The sequence below is a fragment of the Streptomyces sp. NPDC006798 genome (assembly GCF_040635975.1).
Taxonomy (GTDB): Bacteria; Actinomycetota; Actinomycetes; order Streptomycetales; family Streptomycetaceae; genus Streptomyces.
Genome location: NZ_JBEYIS010000020.1, coordinates 62,469 through 81,110 on the forward strand (window position 1 = coordinate 62,469; position 18,642 = coordinate 81,110).

Annotated in this window: 15 protein-coding genes, 1 tRNA gene and 2 pseudogenes; 9 read left to right on the top strand and 9 right to left on the bottom strand. The window is 71.1% G+C overall.

The features are described 5' to 3' along the window. The first annotated feature begins 110 nt into the window (after positions 1–110). From ABZ714_RS16050 to ABZ714_RS16065, 4 genes are all read left to right on the top strand, one after another. Entirely contained in the window at positions 111–1,331 is a 1,221-nt protein-coding gene (locus tag ABZ714_RS16050; RefSeq protein ID WP_358825827.1) for an acetyl-CoA C-acetyltransferase, read from the top strand. Positions 1,332–1,758: 427 nt separating this feature from the next. Then, complete coding sequence (locus ABZ714_RS16055; protein WP_358825828.1) at positions 1,759–2,568, top strand: hypothetical protein; 810 nt, start codon at positions 1,759–1,761, stop codon at positions 2,566–2,568. Between the two features lie 485 nt (positions 2,569–3,053). Beyond that, entirely contained in the window at positions 3,054–4,004 is a 951-nt protein-coding gene (locus ABZ714_RS16060; protein WP_358825829.1) for a hypothetical protein, read from the top strand. Positions 4,005–4,208: 204 nt separating this feature from the next. Next, positions 4,209–5,507, top strand: a complete 1,299-nt coding sequence (locus ABZ714_RS16065; protein WP_358825830.1) for a lipase family protein — start codon at positions 4,209–4,211, stop codon at positions 5,505–5,507. A 68-nt stretch (positions 5,508–5,575) separates the two neighbouring features. Here the strand turns inward: ABZ714_RS16065 and ABZ714_RS16070 are convergent, their stop codons facing one another. Both ABZ714_RS16070 and ABZ714_RS16075 read right to left on the bottom strand, forming a co-directional pair. After that, complete coding sequence (locus ABZ714_RS16070) at positions 5,576–6,208, bottom strand: hypothetical protein (RefSeq protein ID WP_358825831.1); 633 nt, start codon at positions 6,206–6,208, stop codon at positions 5,576–5,578. An 89-nt stretch (positions 6,209–6,297) separates the two neighbouring features. Beyond that, positions 6,298–6,633, bottom strand: a complete 336-nt coding sequence (locus ABZ714_RS16075) for a hypothetical protein (RefSeq protein WP_358825832.1) — start codon at positions 6,631–6,633, stop codon at positions 6,298–6,300. Positions 6,634–6,731: 98 nt separating this feature from the next. On the opposite strand from ABZ714_RS16075, the gene ABZ714_RS16080 reads away from it, so the two are divergent. After that, positions 6,732–6,968: a DUF4287 domain-containing protein gene (locus tag ABZ714_RS16080; RefSeq protein WP_358825833.1), complete on the top strand. Its 237-nt coding sequence runs from the start codon at positions 6,732–6,734 to the stop codon at positions 6,966–6,968. Positions 6,969–7,094: 126 nt separating this feature from the next. On the opposite strand, the gene ABZ714_RS16085 is transcribed toward ABZ714_RS16080, so the two are convergent. Together ABZ714_RS16085 and ABZ714_RS16090 are read right to left on the bottom strand one after the other, a co-directional pair. Then, positions 7,095–7,976, bottom strand: coding sequence for a Bax inhibitor-1/YccA family protein (locus ABZ714_RS16085; protein WP_358825834.1), 882 nt, complete (start codon positions 7,974–7,976; stop codon positions 7,095–7,097). Positions 7,977–8,498: 522 nt separating this feature from the next. Further along, a tRNA-Leu gene (locus tag ABZ714_RS16090) sits at positions 8,499–8,582 on the bottom strand. 437 nt (positions 8,583–9,019) lie between these two features. Here ABZ714_RS16090 and ABZ714_RS16095 point away from each other — a divergent pair. Beyond that, positions 9,020–9,781, top strand: a complete 762-nt coding sequence (locus ABZ714_RS16095) for an ABC transporter ATP-binding protein (protein WP_358825893.1) — start codon at positions 9,020–9,022, stop codon at positions 9,779–9,781. A 47-nt stretch (positions 9,782–9,828) separates the two neighbouring features. Beyond that, entirely contained in the window at positions 9,829–12,363 is a 2,535-nt protein-coding gene (locus ABZ714_RS16100; protein WP_358825835.1) for an FtsX-like permease family protein, read from the top strand. An 85-nt stretch (positions 12,364–12,448) separates the two neighbouring features. On the opposite strand, the gene ABZ714_RS16105 is transcribed toward ABZ714_RS16100, so the two are convergent. Then, on the bottom strand, positions 12,449–13,753 hold the full coding sequence (locus ABZ714_RS16105; RefSeq protein ID WP_358825836.1) for a cyclopropane-fatty-acyl-phospholipid synthase family protein: 1,305 nt from the start codon (positions 13,751–13,753) through the stop codon (positions 12,449–12,451). Between the two features lie 336 nt (positions 13,754–14,089). Next, on the bottom strand, positions 14,090–15,472 hold the full coding sequence (locus ABZ714_RS16110) for an NAD(P)/FAD-dependent oxidoreductase (RefSeq protein WP_358825837.1): 1,383 nt from the start codon (positions 15,470–15,472) through the stop codon (positions 14,090–14,092). Positions 15,473–15,970: 498 nt separating this feature from the next. On the opposite strand from ABZ714_RS16110, the pseudogene ABZ714_RS16115 reads away from it, so the two are divergent. Together ABZ714_RS16115 and ABZ714_RS16120 are read left to right on the top strand one after the other, a co-directional pair. Further along, a pseudogene (locus tag ABZ714_RS16115) lies at positions 15,971–16,240 on the top strand (type II toxin-antitoxin system Phd/YefM family antitoxin); the annotation flags it as partial. Next, positions 16,240–16,508 (top strand): annotated as a pseudogene (locus ABZ714_RS16120) (type II toxin-antitoxin system RelE/ParE family toxin). The pseudogenes ABZ714_RS16115 and ABZ714_RS16120, both read left to right, overlap by 1 nt. A 46-nt stretch (positions 16,509–16,554) precedes the next feature. Here ABZ714_RS16120 and ABZ714_RS16125 read toward each other — a convergent pair. The 3 genes from ABZ714_RS16125 to ABZ714_RS16135 all read right to left on the bottom strand — a co-directional run bounded on the left by ABZ714_RS16125 (position 16,555) and on the right by ABZ714_RS16135 (position 18,556). Beyond that, the gene (locus ABZ714_RS16125) at positions 16,555–17,469 is read right to left on the bottom strand and encodes a Ppx/GppA phosphatase family protein (protein ID WP_358825838.1); all 915 of its coding nucleotides are present in this window, start codon (positions 17,467–17,469) and stop codon (positions 16,555–16,557) included. Beyond that, a complete protein-coding gene (locus tag ABZ714_RS16130; protein ID WP_358825839.1) occupies positions 17,466–18,011 on the bottom strand; it encodes a DUF501 domain-containing protein in 546 nt (181 codons plus the stop codon). The genes ABZ714_RS16125 and ABZ714_RS16130 overlap by 4 nt, the downstream gene beginning before the upstream one ends. A 62-nt stretch (positions 18,012–18,073) precedes the next feature. Beyond that, the gene (locus tag ABZ714_RS16135) at positions 18,074–18,556 is read right to left on the bottom strand and encodes a septum formation initiator family protein (RefSeq protein WP_358825840.1); all 483 of its coding nucleotides are present in this window, start codon (positions 18,554–18,556) and stop codon (positions 18,074–18,076) included. Between the last annotated feature and the right edge of the window lie 86 nt (positions 18,557–18,642).

Sequence of the window (18,642 nt, forward strand, 5' to 3'; positions counted from 1 at the left end):
GGATGAGCGACCGCTTAGAATTGAGGTGACCATCACACTCCGGCACCCGTGACCCCGCCCCTACCTGGCGGTAGCTTCCATCCAGTCGACCCCCTCCACCAGGAGCCGTGATGCCCGAAGCCGTCATCGTTTCCGCCGCCCGCAGCCCGATCGGCCGGGCCTTCAAGGGCTCCCTGAAGGATCTGAGGGCCGACGACCTGACCGCGACGATCATCCAGGCGGCCCTGGACAAGGTCCCCGGTCTCGACCCCGCCGAGATCGACGATCTGATGCTGGGCTGCGGCCTGCCCGGGGGCGAGCAGGGCTACAACCTGGCCCGGATCGTCGCCGTACGGATGGGCCTCGACCGGCTCCCCGGCTGTACGGTCACCCGCTACTGCTCCTCGTCCCTCCAGACCTCGCGGATGGCCCTGCACGCGATCAAGGCCGGTGAGGGCGACATCTTCGTCTCGGCGGGCGTCGAGATGGTGTCGCGGTTCGCCAAGGGGTCGTCCGACGGCCTCCCGGAGACCAGGAACCCGGTCTTCGCCGAGGCCGAGGCCCGGACCGCGAAGGTCGCAGAGGGCGGCGCCGACGCGTGGCACGACCCGCGCGAGGACGGACTGCTCCCCGACCCGTACATCGCGATGGGCCAGACCGCGGAGAACCTGGCGCGGCTGAAGGGCGTCACCCGGCGCGAGATGGACGAGTTCGGCGTACGGTCCCAGAACCTCGCCGAGGCGGCCGTCGCGGCGGGCTTCTGGGAGCGCGAGATCACCCCGGTGACCACCCCCGACGGCACGGTCGTCAGCCGCGACGACGGCCCCCGCGCCGGGGTCACCCTGGAGGGCGTGGCGGGCCTGAAGCCGGTATTCCGGCCGGACGGCCTGATCACCGCGGGAAACTGCTGCCCGCTGAACGACGGCGCCGCGGCCCTGGTGATCATGAGCGACACCAAGGCGCGCGAGCTGGGGCTGACCCCGCTGGCCCGGATCGTCTCCACCGGCGTCTCGGCGCTCTCCCCCGAGATCATGGGCTACGGCCCGGTCGAGGCGTCGAAGCAGGCCCTCTCACGGGCCGGGCTGACCATCGGCGACATCGACCTGGTGGAGATCAACGAGGCGTTCGCGGCCCAGGTGATCCCCTCCTACCGGGATCTGGGCGTCGACCTGGAGAAGCTGAACGTCAACGGCGGCGCGATCGCGGTGGGCCACCCGTACGGCATGACGGGCGCACGCATCACGGCCACGCTGATCAACAGCCTCCAGTTCCACGACAAGCAGTTCGCCCTGGAGACGATGTGCGTCGGGGGCGGACAAGGGATGGCCATGGTCCTGGAGCGGCTGAGCTAGGAACGAGGACGGCACCTGCCCGCAACGAACGCGAACCCGAACGCGGCCGACAAGACCAGCGGTTGAGCTGACACACACAACGGACGGGCCCCTCGTTCCAGCCCTCGCCCGGGGGTTGGGACAAGCGGCCTCACCAGCGGTTTGTCCCGTCTCACCGAAGGCTGGTCAGTCTCCCCGAACCTTGACCACTCGGCTGTTTGTCTCATCGAACTCTGACCGCCGCAGGTCAAGGGCAGACGGCCCCCGGGCCTGGCAGGCACTGCGTGGCCGGACGACGCACTGCTGTCTGCGGTTTCCACCTCGAGAAGGTACGGCTCGCTCCGGCCTTACGCACTTCTCCGCAGGACCCTACCTTTGCGTCATGGAAACTCGGCGTCCCGCCTCGCTTGCGGAAGTTGTGTTACCCGCGACAGCCGGATGGCGGCTGATGTTCGTGCGCAGCAGGGGCCACGAGCTGGCTACCACGCTCGTCGGGAGCATCATGGTCCCGCCGACGGTCGCGGCCCCGCTTCTGCTGGCCTCTCTGGTGCCCGCCGTGGTCTGGGGGAACGCAATCATCTGGGGCATTTTCTGGGTCCTACTGGCGCTCACGGTCGTGGCGGTGGTCGTGCTCGCCGCGGCCATGCTGTTCACCACGGTCTCCCTGACCGTGCGGTGGGTCGAGCTCCGCCCCCTGGGAACTCCGGCCCAGTTCGTGATCGCCCGCTTTCTGCGTTCGTCGACCACGGCGATGGCCGATCTGCGGCGAGTCGTCGTCATTGAGCGACTCAGGCTGGGGCAGCGACGGTCGATCAAGGTGGTGTTCCACACCCGCAGCGAGACGCTGGAGTGCGAACCGGAACAGTTCGCACCGCTCTTCCGGGTCGACGCACAGGAGCTGACCGGCTGGTTGACCGAGCAACTCAGCCAGGCACAGGTGCCGGTGGAGCGTCAGTCGGAGATCCAGCGAGACTTCCTGCGTCCGGACGAGTGGTGGACCCGGTCCCACACCGCTCAGCTGTGGCGGGTACCCGTCGGCGAGGTCGACGGCATAGCTGCCCAGCGCGGCGTCGAAATCTATCGGTACACGCCCCGGACGAGCGCGATGTACAGCCCTGGCACTTCGGTCAGCGTCTACGACCCCGGCCGGGCTTACGACGTCGCCGAAGAACTCCGCGCTGAACGAGCCGCCGGCCAGGCCGCCGACAGCACGGTGGCCCCCGGCCCTGCCGAGGACGACGCAACGGATTCCCGCTGACTCGGTCGGGCTGGTCCTGACCTGGCTCGGAGACTGAACTTCATGAGCGGGCGTATGGCATCGCCTGCGTGGTGATGAATCCCGCCGGAGTCGAACCTTGACCTCCGAGCTCGCCGCCCAGCTGCGTATGGCCAGCCTCGCCGCCGTCAGCACCTGCCCGGCCCGGGGGCCATCTGCCCTTGACCTGCGGCGGTCAAAGTTAGATGAGACAAACGGCCGAGCGGTCAAGGTTCGGTGAGACTGCCCGACCTTCGGTGGGACGGGACACGGTTCCGTACGTCGTTCTCCAGTCGTGATGGAAACTCCCCCAGGATGTGACCTACCCCCCTTCATACTCACATTTCCGCAGGTCAGAGGCATCGACACGTTAAACCGCAGGCCGAAAGTCCTGTCCATTTCGTGACGTATTGCACTGACAGGGGCGGACACCCCGTCGCAAGCTGATGTAGGAAGTCGGGGGTGTCGATGAAATCGGGAGTACGTCAGTGAGCGCCTTGTCTCTTGCTCTGCTGCTGACCACGGCCGCTGCCACGGCCGTGGGCGCCGCTGCCCTGCACGCCGCCTACGGGCTGCGCCGCCAGGTCACGGCTCTTCGCACCGAACTGTCCGCCGTCTCGGACGCCGCCAAGGCCACCGCCGAGGCCGCGTCCGCCGCCGCCACCGCGGTAGCGGGGGCCGCCGCCGTGCCCCAGGCCCGGCAGACGCCCGCGGCGGAGATACGCGCGGCCGTCGCCGAGGCGCTGGCGGAGGAGCGTGAGCGGGAGCTGGCCGAGGCCCGCGCCTTCTGGGCCGCGCAGGAGGCCCGGGACGCCGCCGACGCGCCCGCGCCGCTGGTCGGCGGGGTGTCCGCGCCGGGTTCGGCCGGTGCTCCCGGTGAGGAGCTGCCGTTCTACGTCCCCCGGCAGGCCGATCTCGTGGGTCTGGAGGCCCTGGAGGCCGTGGACCACGACGTCGCCGAGGCGCTGGACGAGCTGACGGAGCTGACCGAACTCGCGGGCCTGCCGGGTCTGCCGGGCCTGGCCGATCTCGGCGACGACGAGGTGGTGGAGTACGCGGAGGACTCGCCCGAGCTGGCAGCCGCCCGCCGCAGGCACCCCTCGCACCCCGATTTCGTCCCGGTGCAGTCCCCCGTGACCACGGACCACGAGCGCACGGTTTCCCGGCTGGAGGAGCTGGCCGAGGCCCGGACGGAACTGGCCGACGTACGGCCGGGCCCGCTCGGCACGCTCGACGTCTATGTCTTCGTGGACGGAACGACGCTCTGCATGACCCCCGGCCACCGCGAGACCGCCGAACGGCTGGCGCGGGCGCTGCGGAACGGCGAGACGCCGCTGCTGCTGGGCGGTTCCAGCGTCGCGGGGGCGTACGCGCTCACCTTCGTCTGCGGTGACGAGACGGTGTACGTCCTGGCGGACCGGGTCATCGCGTCCCTCTGAGCGCCTCCCCCGCCGCCCCCGCTCCCGCCTCCCTCCTCACAGCCCCGCCCCCTTCTCGCCCTCGCGCGGATCGCGCGAGGGCGGCCGTGTTCCGCTCCCCGGCCGCCACCCGGTGATTGGCGTGATCGCTCCCCTGCGGATCGACATGTCGCGGACAATGCCCGGACGGTCGCCGTACCGGCGTTCCGACTCGTCCGAAGGGCTATGACCGTGACCTCCTTACGCCGACCGAACCACTCCAGCCCCATCACCCACATCACCCACACGCGCCGTACGCGCCGGGCCGCCGCCGGCGCCCTGGCCCTGACCGCCCTCACCACCGGCCTCTCCGGTCTCACCGCGGCCGGGCCCGCGAGCGCCGCCTCGGTCACGGCCCGGGTGGCCGCCGCGGACGCCGAGTACCGGCGGATGGTCGCGGAAGCGGAGCACCAACGGATCGCCGCCGTACCCGCGCGTGGCAGCGGACGGCTGCTGAAGGCGACGGACCTGCCCGCCGAGGCCCGTCCGCACGGCGGCCCGGGACAGCTGATCGAGTACACGTCGACCGGGGCCAAGGGCGGCCGGGTGACCGTGTCCGGGCTGCTGTTCGCCCCCGCGGGTCCGGCCCCGGACGACGGCCGGCCGGTGGTCTCGGTGGCCCATGCGACCGTGGGCCTGGCCGACGCCTGCGCCCGGAGCCGTACGACCGCGGGCCGGTTCGCGCACGATCCGCGGATCCGGGCCTGGCTGGACGCCGGGGTCGCGGTCGTCGCCTCCGACTACGAGGGCCTGGGCACCCCGGGCCCCCATCCCTATCTCCACGCCCGCAGCGCCGCCTACAGCCTCACCGACGCCGTGCACGCGGCCCGGCAGGCGGGCTTCGGCATCGGAAAGACCTGGGTCGCGACCGGCCACTCGCAGGGCGGCCACGCGGCGGTCAGCGCGGCCGTGTACGCGGAGCGGTACGCGCCCCGGCTGGACTTCCGGGGCGCGGCGGCCACCGCGCCGCCGACCGAGATGACCCGCCTGGTCTCCGACCGCTCCACCTCGCCCACCCAGGAGCGGGCCCTGCGGACGGCGCTCTATCCGCTGGTCGTCGAGGGCATCCGGGCGTACCGGGGGCAGCGCGACTTCAGCGGCCTGCTGAGCGACGGGGGCCGGGCGCTGCTGCCGACGGCGGTGGAGAAGTGCTTCCCGGACGTGGTGCGGCAGGTCGTGGGCGCCGGACTGAACGACGACACGGTGTGGAAGACCCGGCCGGAGGGTTCGGCGGCGCTGATGCGGGAGCTGCGGACCCGGGTGGACACCCCGGTGGTCCGGCTCGGCGAGCCGCTCTTCATCGGCCAGGGCGGCCGGGACGAGGTGGTGCAGGCGGAGGTCACGGCGTCGTACGCGGCGCGGCTGGCGGCCGCCGGGTCCGAGGTGACGTACCGGGAGTATCCGGCGGCGGGCCATACGACGGTACCGGCGGCGGCGGACGCGGAGAGCACGGCATGGCTGAAGGAGCGTCTCGGCCTGCGCTGAGGCCCCGGGCCCGCGACGAGAGGGTCGGGGGGCGGCGGCCCGCCGCCCCCCCGCCGTCTCCGACGGGGTCATCCGTGCCGGGTGAAGACCTCGCGGATCTCGGCGAGGTCCGTCTCCCGCTGCTTCTCGTCGGCGGCCCCGGCCCGGTCGTATCGCCCGTCCTCGGCCCGGGCCGCCACCACTGCCTCCGGGGTGAACTCCTGTCCGAAGAGGTAGACGTCGAGGCAGTAGTCGAAGCCGGACTCGCCGAAGAGGTCGATACCCTCGCGGCGGCAGTACTCCGTCAGGCCGTCGGCGATGTGCCAGCGCGTGCCGTCGTACCAGAAGACGCCGCCCGCGTAGTGAATGGTCCGGCCCGTGACGGGGTCCTTGAGGTTCAGCGACTCGTAGTTCTCGGGGCGGTCGCGGACCAGCTCGACGAGGGCGTCGGGGACGCCCCCGTACAGGGACTCCTGGAGGGCGTAGTCGCCCTCGGCGTACAGGTTCAGCTCGGACTCGTGGTCGAAGGTCAGCAGCAGTACCCGGCCGTCCTCCGCGAAGTACCAGACCGCGGACTGGCCGCCGCCGTCGTTCCAGGCCAGCCGGTGCGCGCCGGGTACCGTCACCGGCTCGATCGCGGTGAGGGCGTCCACGACGGCCGCGCGGCGCCGCACTTCGGGGAGGGGGGTCGCCGTCAGGGCGTCCCAGGTCGCGTTGCTCATCCCCGCAGGCTATCGACCGCCTACGGCAACGGCGTCGTCCACCACGCGGCGGCCCCGCCCGCCCGGGGCGGAGTCCCGGGCCCCGGGGTTCAGGGGAAGGCCCGCCGCTTCGCGTTGCGTACCGCTTCTACGGCCGCGTCCACCCCGGCCGCCCGCTCCTCGACCGGTCCCGAACCGGTCCTCAGGGCCTCGGCGAGGTCGGTGGCGGCCACGAGGACCTGGTCGGCGACGGCGAACAGCCCCGCGTCGGGCATGGTCAGCGGCTCCCGCCCCGGCCGCTCCAGCAGTTGGGCACGGCGTGCCAACTCCCTGGCCAGCGCCAGCCCCTCGGCCGCGGCGCCGCGCGCGAGGCGGCTCTGCGGGGCGCCGCGGAGGGTGTCGGAGAATCGTTCGGCGGCGTCGAGGAGGGGGGTCGTATCGAGCACACGGCAGCCTAGGCACACCTCGGGGACTGTTGCCAATACGCGAACCCTCGGGCACGGTGTCGGGAAGGAGCACACGCGCGACGCGTCCGGAGGCGCCGATGTCCCCAGCCCCGATCTTCTCCGAAGAGACCCACCGCAATCTGCTCTCCCGTATTCCGCATTGCACCGGCCGGGAGATCTCGGAATGGCTGCACACCGTCGAAGAAGGCCCTTCCCTCGTACGGCTCGAGGAAAAGGTGAGCTGGCTCCGGAGTGAGTACGCGCTCTCGTACGGCCATGCCAAGGCGATCATCCACGAGTACGACCTGCGGCGGGCCGCGCGCAAACTCCTCTAGCCGGGGACGCGCGCGACACATTTTCAACGGGGCGGAACGGCGGAAGGGCCCGCGGGCGATATGCCCGCGGGCCCTTCCTTCATGTTCCCGTGTCCCCCTCGGGGACGGGAACCACCGCTACCGGGATCAGTCGTCGCCGGAGAGGATCGAGAGCACCCGGAGCATCTCCAGGTAGATCCAGACCAGGGTCATGGTGAGACCGAAGGCCGCGAACCACGCCTCCTTGCGCGGGGCACCGTAGGTGATGCCGTCCTCGACCTGCTTGAAGTCGAGGGCGAGGAAGCAGGCGCCGAGGATGATGCCGATGACACCGAAGAGGATGCCGAGGCCACCGCTGCGCAGACCCAGACCGTCGCCGCCGCCGATCACGGCGACGAGCAGGTTGACGGCCATCAGCAGCATGAAGCCGATGGCGGCGCCGATCACGAAGCCGTAGAACCGGCGGTTGACCCGGATCCAGCGCATCTTGTACGCGACCAGCACACCGGCGAAGACCGCCATGGTGCCCAGCACGGCCTGGGCGACCACACCCGGGCTGATGTAGGTGCTGACGGCGCTGGAGATCACGCCGAGGAAGACGCCCTCGAAGGCCGCGTAGGCCAGGATCAGCGCCGGGACCGGCTTGGACTTGAAGGACTGGACCATCGCCAGAACGAAGGCGACGAGCGCGGCGCCGATGGCGATGCCGTACGACTTGCCGAGGCTGTCCTGGTCGACGGGCAGCATGATCCACGCCAGGGCGGCGGTGACGACGACGGTACCGAGCGTCATCGCGGTACGCGAGACGACGTCGTCGATGGTCATCGCGTCCGGGCGGGTCTGCTGACCGACCTGGGCGTCCGTGGGCGCGTACGGGTTCGTGGCGTACGGGTTGCCCGTGGTGGGGGCCTGCGCGTACGGGTTGGTTCCTACGGCGGCGCTCCCGGCCTGCGGCTGCGCGTTGAAGCCCGCCGTGCCGTTGTCGCGGCTGAACCCCCGTCGCGAGAAGACCGGGTTACTGCTCCTCATCTCACTCCTCCATGGCCGCCGAGCGCGGCCTTAGCGACAAGAGTAATGCGAGGGCAAAGATCCAGCCCTCGTGCCGGCGGAGGATCTTTCCAGATCGTGACCCTTTTCTCAGATCGTTTCCGTCGGCTTCGGTGGCTCGTTCCCGGCGCCGCGGAGCCGTACACCTCGGCGCCGTATCCCGGCCGCCGGGCGGGTCGCGCGCGCCCGGCGGCGGGCCCGCCGCGGGGGCGGCGCGGGGGCGGCGCGGGGAATCGCCGGGCGGCACCCCGTTACCCCCGCGCGAACGGGGTACCCGTCAGTCCGGAGCGCGCCGGGCGGACGGCGGGTCCGAGGCGGGGCCGGACGCGGAAAGCGGCCGGGATCGGAAAGGGGGCGGAGCCGCTCGGCGGAGAAGCCGAGAAGCCGAGAAGCGGAGAAACAGAGGAGCGGCGCCGGCGGAAGGGGGCCGGAGACGGAGACGCCACCCGGTGCCCCCATGGCGTTTCAGTGTTCAACGAACCTCGGGGTTCCGGGTGGCTCCGGTGCCCGGAGCCGGACTCGAACCGGCACGCCCTGCAACGGGCAGCGAGGTTTAAGCTCGCCGTGTCTACGTTCCACCATCCGGGCCAGAATGTGGGCGCCGTTACAGGGCAGGAGCCTATCGGCGGCCCGGGTGGCGACCTTCGCCCGATGGCCCGATCTTGTCTGATTTTATTGGCGCCTGATCGAGCGTCAGCGCAGGTGAGAGCCGCGTGCGTACAACTGTCCCGACAGTTGGTCACCCTCACGACTTCATGCGATTGACGGAAACTCGACGCCCGCGCGAGTCCACCGGCGCATACCCGGAGGGGGGTGCCGTACGGATGCGCCCGGCGCCCGGTGTCCCCCGATCGGGCGAATGGCGTCGGGGGCGGGGTCATACCAAAGGAGGAGGGGCGGACCCCGGGGTGCGACCCAAGGGTGCCCCGGGAACGGGTACCGGGACTGACGTACCGGTACCGGACGTGAGGCGAGGATAAAGACATCCCGATCGACACCGACAGGAGCCTTCCCTCGTGACCACCATGAACCTCACCCACCGCGCCGCCGCTGTGGCCGCCCGCGCCACGGACCTGTCCAAGGTGTACGGACAGGGCGAGACCCAGGTGGTCGCCCTCGACCGGGTCAGCGTCGACTTCAAGCAGGCCGAGTTCACCGCGATCATGGGCCCCTCGGGCTCCGGCAAGTCCACCCTGATGCACTGCGTCGCGGGGCTCGACACCTTCAGCTCCGGTTCGGTCCGGATCGGGGACACCGAGCTGGGCTCCCTCAAGGACAAGCAGCTCACCCAGCTCCGCCGGGACAAGATCGGCTTTATCTTCCAGGCGTTCAACCTGCTGCCGACGCTGACGGCGCTGGAGAACATCACGCTCCCGATGGACATCGCGGGACGTAAGCCCGACAAGCAGTGGCTGGACAATGTGATCGACATGGTGGGGCTCTCCGGGCGGCTCAGCCACCGGCCCACCCAGCTCTCCGGCGGCCAGCAGCAGCGGGTGGCGGTCGCCCGCGCCCTGGCCTCCCAGCCGGAGATCATCTTCGGTGACGAGCCGACCGGAAACCTCGACTCGCGCTCCGGCGCCGAGGTCCTCGGCTTCCTCCGCAACTCCGTCCGCGAGCTGGGCCAGACCGTCGTCATGGTCACCCACGACCCGGTCGCCGCCTCGTACGCGGACCGGGTGATCTTCCTGGCCGACGGCCGGGTGGTCGACGAGATGATCAACCCGTCCGCGGACGGCGTCCTCGACCGGATGAAGGCTTTCGACGCCAAGGGCCGGACCAGCTGACCCCGGCTGCCCACACCGCCCGGCTCTCACCCCAGGACTGAATCACAATGTTCCGTACCGCTTTGCGCAACGTACTCGCGCACAAGGCCCGGCTGCTGATGACCGTGCTCGCCGTGATGCTCGGCGTGGCCTTCGTCGCCGGCACCCTGGTCTTCACCGACACCCTCGGCAACGCCTTCCGCAAGCAGTCCGCCAAGGGCTACGAGAAGATCGCCGTCGAGATCACCGCCCACACCGGCCGGGGCGACACCGAGGGTCTGCCCGACTCCGTGGTGCAGCGGATCGAGGCGCTGGACCAGGTCGACCGGGCCGTCGGCCGGGTCGACGGCTTCGCCGGGGTCGCCGACCGCAAGGGCAAGCTGATCGGCAACGGCTGGGCCAACAGCGGCGGCAACTTCGCCCCCGGCAAGGACGGCAAGGACCCGTCGTACGAGTTCACCCAGGGCGAGGGGCCGACCAGCCCCGGTCAGATCGCCCTCGACAAGGACACCGCGAACAAGGGCGAGTACAAGATCGGTGACACGGTCCGGGTCGCCACCAGCGGGCCGGTCAAGGAGTACACCCTCGCCGGTGTCTTCACCACCGACCTCGGCGCCGTGAACGCGGGCGGCAGCCTGGTCCTCTTCGAGACCTCGGTGGCCCAGCGGCAGTACCTGTCGCCCGGCCAGTTCAGCACCGTCACCGTCACGCCTCAGGGCAACGCGTCCGACGACGCGGTGCTGGCCGCCGTGAAGCCGCTGCTGCCGAAGGACACCGACGCGGAGACCGGCACCCAGCTGGCCGACGACGAGGCCGACATGATCAAGCGCGAGATGAGCGGCATGAGCAGCATGCTGCTCGCCTTCGCCGGTATCGCGCTCTTCGTGGGCATCTTCCTGATCGCCAACACCTTCACCATGCTGGTCGCCCAGCGCACCCGTGAGCTGGCCCTGATGCGCGCCGTCGGCGCCTCCCGCCGCCAGGTCAAGCGCTCGGTGATCCTGGAGGCCGGTCTGGTCGGCGTCCTCGCCTCGGCCGTCGGCTTCGCCCTCGGTCTCGGTATCGCGGTCGGACTGCGCTCCCTCGTCGGCTCCTTCGGCGCCAAGATCCCCAACGGTCCGCTGATCATCTCGCCGACCGCGGTGCTCTCCGCCCTGATCGTCGGTGTGGTCGTCACCGTGCTGGCCGCCTGGCTGCCCGCCCGGCGGGCCGCGAAGATCCCGCCGGTGGCCGCGATGAGCAGCGTCCACTCGGTGGCCTCGGCCAAGTCCCTGCTGATCCGCAACATCATCGGCAGTGTGCTGACCGCCGCCGGGCTCGCCGCGATCGTGGCGGGCGCCGGGGCCAGCGACGGCACCAGCGGCCGGTACATGATCGCCGGTGGCGCGTTCTCCGCGCTGATCGGTGTGATCGTGCTGATCCCGCAGCTCTCCCGGCCGATGATCGCCGCGGTCCGCCCGCTGCTGGTACGCGCCTTCGGCGTCTCCGGCAAGCTCGCCTCGCAGAACGCGGTCCGCAATCCGCGCCGTACCGGCGCCACCGCCTCCGCGCTGGCGATCGGGCTGACCCTGGTCACCGGTCTGACGGTGATCGGTGTCACCGTCGGCCAGGCCATCGACAAGGCGACCACGGACAACATCCGGGCCGACTACCTGGTCACCATGAGCAGCGGTACGTCCCTCGACACCTCCGCGGTCACGGCGCTGGCCGGGGCGAAGGGTGTGGAGGCGTACTCCCGCGGCCAGCGGGCCCACTTCGAGATCAAGGGCTCGCACGAGAACGTCTCCGGCGTCGACGGCAAGGGCTTCGAAGGGGTCTTCAACGTCGACACGATCTCCGGCTCGCTGAAGACGCTGCCCGAGGGTCAGCTGGTGATCCAGGAGTCCGTCGCGAAGGAGAAGGGCTGGAAGGCCGGGGACCGGCTCCCCGTCGTCTTCGAGCGGAACGACAAGGAGACCACGAAGACCCTGACGGTCGGCGCGGTCGTCGAGGACAACGAGATGTTCTCCTCCTACGTCGTCGACCAGAAGGTGCTCGCGCCCTTCGAGGAGAAGCCCGACATCACCGAGGTCTGGGTGAAGATGGCGGGCGGTGAGACCGACGCCAACGAGCAGGCCCTGGTCGATTCCCTCGGCAACAACCCGGCCATGACCGTGATGGACAAGCAGGACATCCGCAACATGTTCGGCGGCATCATCAACACGATGCTGAACATCATGTACGGCCTGCTGGCGATGGCCCTGATCATCGCGGTCCTCGGGGTGGTCAACACCCTGGCGATGTCGGTCTTCGAGCGTCAGCAGGAGATCGGGATGCTGCGGGCGATCGGGCTGGACAAGCGCCGGGTGAAGCGGATGATCCGGCTGGAGGCCGTGGTCATCTCCGTCTTCGGCGCGGTGATCGGGGTCGCTCTCGGCTCCTTCCTCGGCTGGGCGATCGGCGAGACGTTCCGGGACTCCATCCCGGGCTACGCGCTGGTCATCCCGTGGGGCCGGATCGGGATCTTCCTGCTGCTGGCCGGTGTGGTCGGCGTACTGGCCTCCCTGTGGCCCGCCCGCAGCGCCGCCAAGCTGAACATGCTGACGGCGATCAAGACCGAGTAGCCGGTACGGCGATACGCAGAGGGCCCCGGGATCCGTCGAGGATCCCGGGGCCCTCCCGCGTACCCGCGTGGTGTCCGGCGGGCGATCAGTTCCAGGTACGGCTCCGCAGCGGCAGCCCGGATACGCCGTCGCCGCCGGTGCGGACCGCCAGGATCTGGTTCACCCCGATCCGGTTGCGTTCGAACGAGAGCGCCGACGCGGCCATGTAGAGCCGCCAGATCCGGGCCCGGGCCGGGGAGGCGAGCCGGGCGGCCCGCCGTTCGTCGGCGGCGAGGTTCGCCACCCAGCGGCGGAGCGTCAGCGCGTAGTGCTCGCGGATCGACTCCACGTCCCGGACCTCGAACCCGGCGGACTCCAGGGCGCCCACCGTCGTCCCCAGCGGGGACAGCTCGCCGTCCGGGAAGACGTACCGGTCGATGAACTCGTCCACGTGGTAGGCGGCTTCGTCGGGCTCGGGGCGGCGGGCGATCTGATGGTTCAGCAGCCGCCCGCCGGGGCCGAGGAGTCCGTACAGCCGGGCGGCGTACTCGTGGTACCCGGCCGAGCCGACGTGTTCGGCCATCCCGATGGACGCGACGGCGTCGTAGGGACCGTCGGTGACGTCCCGGTAGTCCTGGACCCGGATGTCGATCCGGTCCGTCAGACCGGCCTCCGCGACCCTCTTGCGGGCGTACGCGGCCTGCTCGCGGGAGAGCGTGACGCCGGTGACCCGGGCCCCGTACTCCCGGGCCGCGTGGATCGCCAGCGAGCCCCAGCCGGAGCCGACGTCCAGCAGCCGGTCTCCCTCGGAGAGGCCGAGTTTGCGGGCGACCAGGTCGAGCTTGGCGGTCTGGGCGTCCTCCAGGGGCGTGACCCCGTCGCCCCAGTAGGCGCAGGAGTAGACCATGGACGGGCCGAGGACGAGTTCGTAGAAGTCGTTGCCCACGTCGTAGTGGTGGCTGATGGCGCGGGCGTCGCGGCGCCGGGTGTGCGAGGCGCCGCCGCGCCCCCGGACCTCCTCCGGTGGCGGCGGTGGCGGCGGCAGGGGTCCGGCGAGCCGCAGCAGCCGTCCGGCGGCGGCCCGGAACCGGGGGTCCGCGAGCCGCCGCGGCCCGCTCTCCCGGGCGTCGGCCCCGGCGGGCGCCACTCCCCACACCACCCCGGCGAGCCGGTCCAGCGCCCGGTACAGATCGCCGTCGACATCCAGCTCACCGGCGACATAGCCGCGGGCCAGGCCCAGCTCGCCCGGCCGCCACAGCAGCCGCCGCAGGGCGCGGCGGTGCCGGACGACGAGCACGGGTTCGCCCGGCGGTCCCGACTCGGAACCGTCCCAGGCCCGGATCCGCAGCGGGAACGGCTTCCCGAGCAGTTCTTCGGCGAGGGCGGTCAGCCGCGGGGCGACTTCGGTCATGGCGCACACCTCCGTGGGATCCGGCGTCCGGTGTCTGCGGATGCTGTGTTGCTCTCCGCCACAACAACCCGCCTACGGTGCGTGCTTCCCCGGAGATCCGCGTGATGACCGGTTTTACGCCCCCGGCCACTCCCGGACCGGCCCCGAAGCGCCCGCATGGCGGCGTCCTCGGGCCCACGGGCGGGTGCGGCGCTACGGGCCCCGGCGCCACCGAGCCCCCCGGCCGCCGAGGCACCCGGATCCGGGTACGGGTCCGGGTCCGGGTACGGCAAAGGGGCCGCTCGCACCACGGAGGCGAGCGGCCCCTTGTTCGGGGTGCCTAAGAGGAGGCCGGGGTCAGGAAGCCTTGGCCTTCTCGGGGGCGGCGGCCGCCGCCGGGGCGGGCGCGGGCTTGGCCGCCTCGTAGAACTCCTCGCGCGGGGACTCGATCGCGCCGAGCGACACGACCTCCCGCTTGAGGAACATCTGGAGGGTCCAGTCAGCGAAGACCCGGATCTTGCGGTTCCAGGTCGGCATCGCCATGCCGTGGTAGCCACGGTGCATGTACCAGGCGAGACGGCCGCGGAGCTTGATCTTCATCTTGCCCATGACGATCATCGCCACGCCCTTGTGGAGGCCGAGACCGGCCACCGCGCCCTTGTTGGCGTGGCTGTACTCCTGCTGCGGGAAGCCCCGCATGCCGGAGATCACGTTGTCGCCGAGGACCTTCGACTGACGGAGCGCGTGCTGGGCGTTCGGCGGGCACCAGGCGTTCTCGACCCCGGCCTTGCGGGCCGCGACATCGGGGATCTGGGCGTTGTCGCCGGCGGCCCAGATGTAGTCGGTGCCCTGGACCTGGAGGTTCGTGTTCGTGTCGACGTGGCCGCGGGGGCCGAGCGGCAGACCGAACCGGGCGAGCGCCGGGTTCGGCTTCACGCCGGCGGTCCACACGATGGTGTCGGAGTCGACCTCCAGGCCGTTCTTCAGCACCACGTGGCCGTCGACGCAGGAGTCCATGGAGGTCTGGAGGTAGATCTCCACACCCCGCCCCTCCAGGTGCTCCTTGCCGTACTGGCCGAGCTTGGGCCCGACCTCGGGAAGGATCTTGTCGGCGGCGTCGACGAGGATGAACCGCATGTCCTCGCGCTTGACGTTGTTGTAGTACTTGGCCGCGTCCCGGGCCAGGTCCTCCACCTCGCCGATGGTCTCGGCACCGGCGAACCCACCGCCGACGAAGACGAAGGTCAGCGCCTTGCGGCGGACCTCCTCGTCAGTGGTCGAGTCGGCCTTGTCGAGCTGCTCCAGGACGTGGTTGCGGAGCCCGATGGCCTCTTCGATGCCCTTCATGCCGATGCCCTGCTCGGCGAGTCCGGGGATCGGGAAGGTCCGGGAGACCGCGCCGAGCGCGATGACCAGGTAGTCGAACGGCAGCTCGTAGGCGTCGCCGACGAGCGGGGCGATCGTGGCGACCTTGCGGTCCTGATCGATCGTGGTGACCCGACCGGTGAGCACCTCGGCCTTCGGCAGCACGCGTCGCAGCGGTACGACGACGTGCCGGGGCGAGATGCTGCCGGCGGCGGCTTCGGGGAGGAAGGGCTGGTACGTCATGTACGAACGCGGGTCGACGACCGTGACGGTCGCCTCCCCGTAGCGCATCTTCTTCAGAATGCGCCGCGCCGCGTACAAGCCAACGTACCCACCGCCTACAACGAGGATCCTGGGACGCTCCGTGGTGCTCATGCCATCGAGTATCCACCCCCCTCCGAGGGGGTGCTCGTGAGGCCCTTCACAAGAACGCCTACCACCTCTGCTACACTGCGCCGCCCTCGTGATCCATCTGACATCACGAACGGGGAACCCGGTCGGTGGTTCAGTCGTTGGACACCCCTCGTGAGCTGCTCCATTACCCCGGAACCGACCGCTCACACCCCCTCTGGTCCACCCGCCCGAAACACCCCTAAGTCCCCTCCCCCGCCCCCTCGGAGGGCCTTCCGGCCCCCGAAAAGGGGCCTTTGGGCCCACCACCGCGCCCATCAGGCGCTTTTTCCTTGTGAAGAACTTCACGAAGTTCCTCATCGGGCTCTCATGGACCGGTACACCCATCCGATTTATACGGCCCTTATGTCGGATTTACTCCGCCGGACCATCGCAAGAAGGGGGCACTTCCTTCCGCGAGGGATCACGCGCGCATGCCACTCGGAACAGCTTCGTGTACACGAAATTGCGTACACCGACGGCATGGCTGAGAACACCGTCACCGTGCGGGAGGCCCGCGCGCACCTCGCCGACCACATCAACCGGGCCGAGGAAGGCGTCCCGACCGTCATCACGCGCAATGGTGCCCCGGTGGCGGCCGTGGTCCCGATCCCGGACTTCGAGGCGCTGGAGGAAGCGGCGGACCTGCTGCTGGCCCGTGAGGCCGAAGCGGTGCTGGCCGAGGGCGGCCCCACCGTGACCATGGCCGAACTGCTGGCGGACCTGTTCACCGAGCGGGACGGCGAGGCGGCGTGGCGTACGCCTTCCGGTTCACCACCGCGGCACAACGGCAGCTCCGGGCCATCGCCCGGCCCGATGCCATGCGCGTCCTGACCGCGCTGACCGCACTCGGCGACGACCCGCACCGCCAGGACGCCGACATCACGAAGCTCACCGGCCCCTCGGACCTCTACCGGCTCAGGGTCGGCAGCTACCGGGTCGCCTACCGGATCAACGACGGCGAACTCGTCGTCCTGTCGTCGAGGTAGGCGACCGGCCGGACGTCTCTGGCGCCCTGTGACGCCCCGGCGGTTCTCCGCCGGAGCGCCGGGGCTGCCCCGAGGCCGTCAGACCAGCGACCACGCGATGCCGTCGAGGATGTCGTGCTCGCTCACCACGACCTCCCGCGCGCCGGTGCGGTCCATGATCGCGAGGAGGACGAGGGCGCCCGCGACGATCACGTCGACCCGGCCGGGGTGCATCACCGGGATCGCGGCGCGTTCGTCGTGGGTGGCCTTCGCCAGGCGGTGGGTGATCGATTCGACCGTGGCGTACGGGATCCGGGCGTGGTGGATCGCCGACCAGTCGTACCGGTCCAGGCCGAGGGCGATCGCCGCGACCGTGGTCACCGAGCCCGCCAGGCCCACCAGGGTCTCGGCCCGGCGCAGCGGGACGGTCTCCTCGGCGAGGTCGAGGGCCGATTCGATATCGGCGCGGACGGCGGCCAGTTCGGTCTCGGTGGCCGGGTCGGTGCGGATATGGCGCTCGGTGAGCCGTACGCAGCCGATGTCGACGGAGCGGGCGGCCTCCACGTGCTCGCGGCCGACCACGAACTCGGTGGAGCCGCCGCCGATGTCGACGACCAGCCGCTCCTCGTGGCCCGGCAGTTCGCGGGTGGCGCCGGTGAAGGAGAACTCGGCCTCCTGGTCGCCGGTGACGACCTCGGGTTCGACCCCGAGGACGGCGAGGACGCCCGCGGTGAAGTCGGCCCGGTTCTCGGCGTCGCGGGAGGCGGAGGTGGCGACGAAGCGGACCCGTTCCGCGCCGTGCTCCGCGATCACGGCGGCGTACTCGCGGCAGGCCGCGAAGGTGCGCTCCAGCGCCTCGGGGGCGAGCCTGCCGGTCCGGTCCACGCCCTGGCCGAGCCGGACGATCGTCATCCGCCGGTCCAGCTCGGTCATCGCGCCGGTCGCCGGGTCCAGGTCGGCGACGAGGAGGCGGATGGAGTTCGTACCGCAGTCGACGGCGGCGACCCGGGTCATGCCCCGGCCTCCGCGGGCTCGGCGGCGCCGCACGGCGTCACGCACGGGCCCTTGCGCCACCACTCGGGCAGCATCGCGATCGTCTCGTCGCCCAGCGGGTTGACCCCGGGCCCGGCGGCCAGCGAGTGGCCGACCAGGACGTGCAGGCACTTCACCCGGTCCGGCATGCCACCGGCGCTGGGGAAGTTCTTCAGCTCCTCGATCGCGTCCCGGCGGGCGATGTAGTCCTCGTGCGCGGCCCGGTAGGCGGCGGCCAGCTCGGGGTCGGCCGCCAGCCGCTCCGACATCTCCTTCATCACGCCGTTCGCCTCCAGCGTGCCGATCGCGGAGGCGGCGCGCGGGCAGGTCAGGTAGTAGAGCGTGGGGAAGGGGGTGCCGTCGGGCAGCCGGGGCGCGGTCTCGACCACGTCCGGCAGTCCGCAGGGACAGCGGTGGGCGATCGCGCGCAGCCCGCGCGGCGGCCGTCCGAGCTGCTCCTCGAAGGCCGCGATGTCCGCGTCCGTGGGGGCGGTGTGCTCGGTGGTGGGAGGAGGGGTTTCCATGCCTGCCTTGGGTCCGGATGGTGCGTACGGGTACTGCGCGGGGAGGGGTCGTACGGGACGCGTCACTCGCGGTCCGCGGTGTCGACGCCCTCCCAGACGTTGGAGTACCAGGGCCGGTCGCCCGAGCCCTGGTCGGTGCGGCGCCGCTCGGCCGCCTCGGGGTCGATCATGGTGTAGCCGGTCTCGCCGGGCTCCACGTAGTGCAGATGCTCCCGGGCCAGCCTGCGGATGTACATATCGTCCCGCAGCCGGGCCTTCTCGTCGCGCAGCCGCTCGACCTGCCGTTCGGCCTCGGCGCGCCGGTCCCGCTGCTCGGCGACCTCGCCGCGTTGGGAGACGTACTGCCGCATCGGGTAGGCGAGGGCGACCACGAGGGAGCAGACGATCAGGGCGAGGAAGGCGGCCCGGCCGGTGAGCCGGGAGCGGCGGGCCTGCCGCTTGGTCTGGGAGCGGTAGACCCGGGCGGCGGTCTGCTCCCCGATCAGCCGCAGCCTGGTCGCGGTGGAGAACCGGTCACCACCGGTCCGGGCGGTCCTGCGGGCCATTCCGTCCGCCTCCCCTGCTCGGTGCCGACACGCGTACGTCCCCGGACACGGTACGGGACCGCGGCCGGGGACGTGACGTACGACGG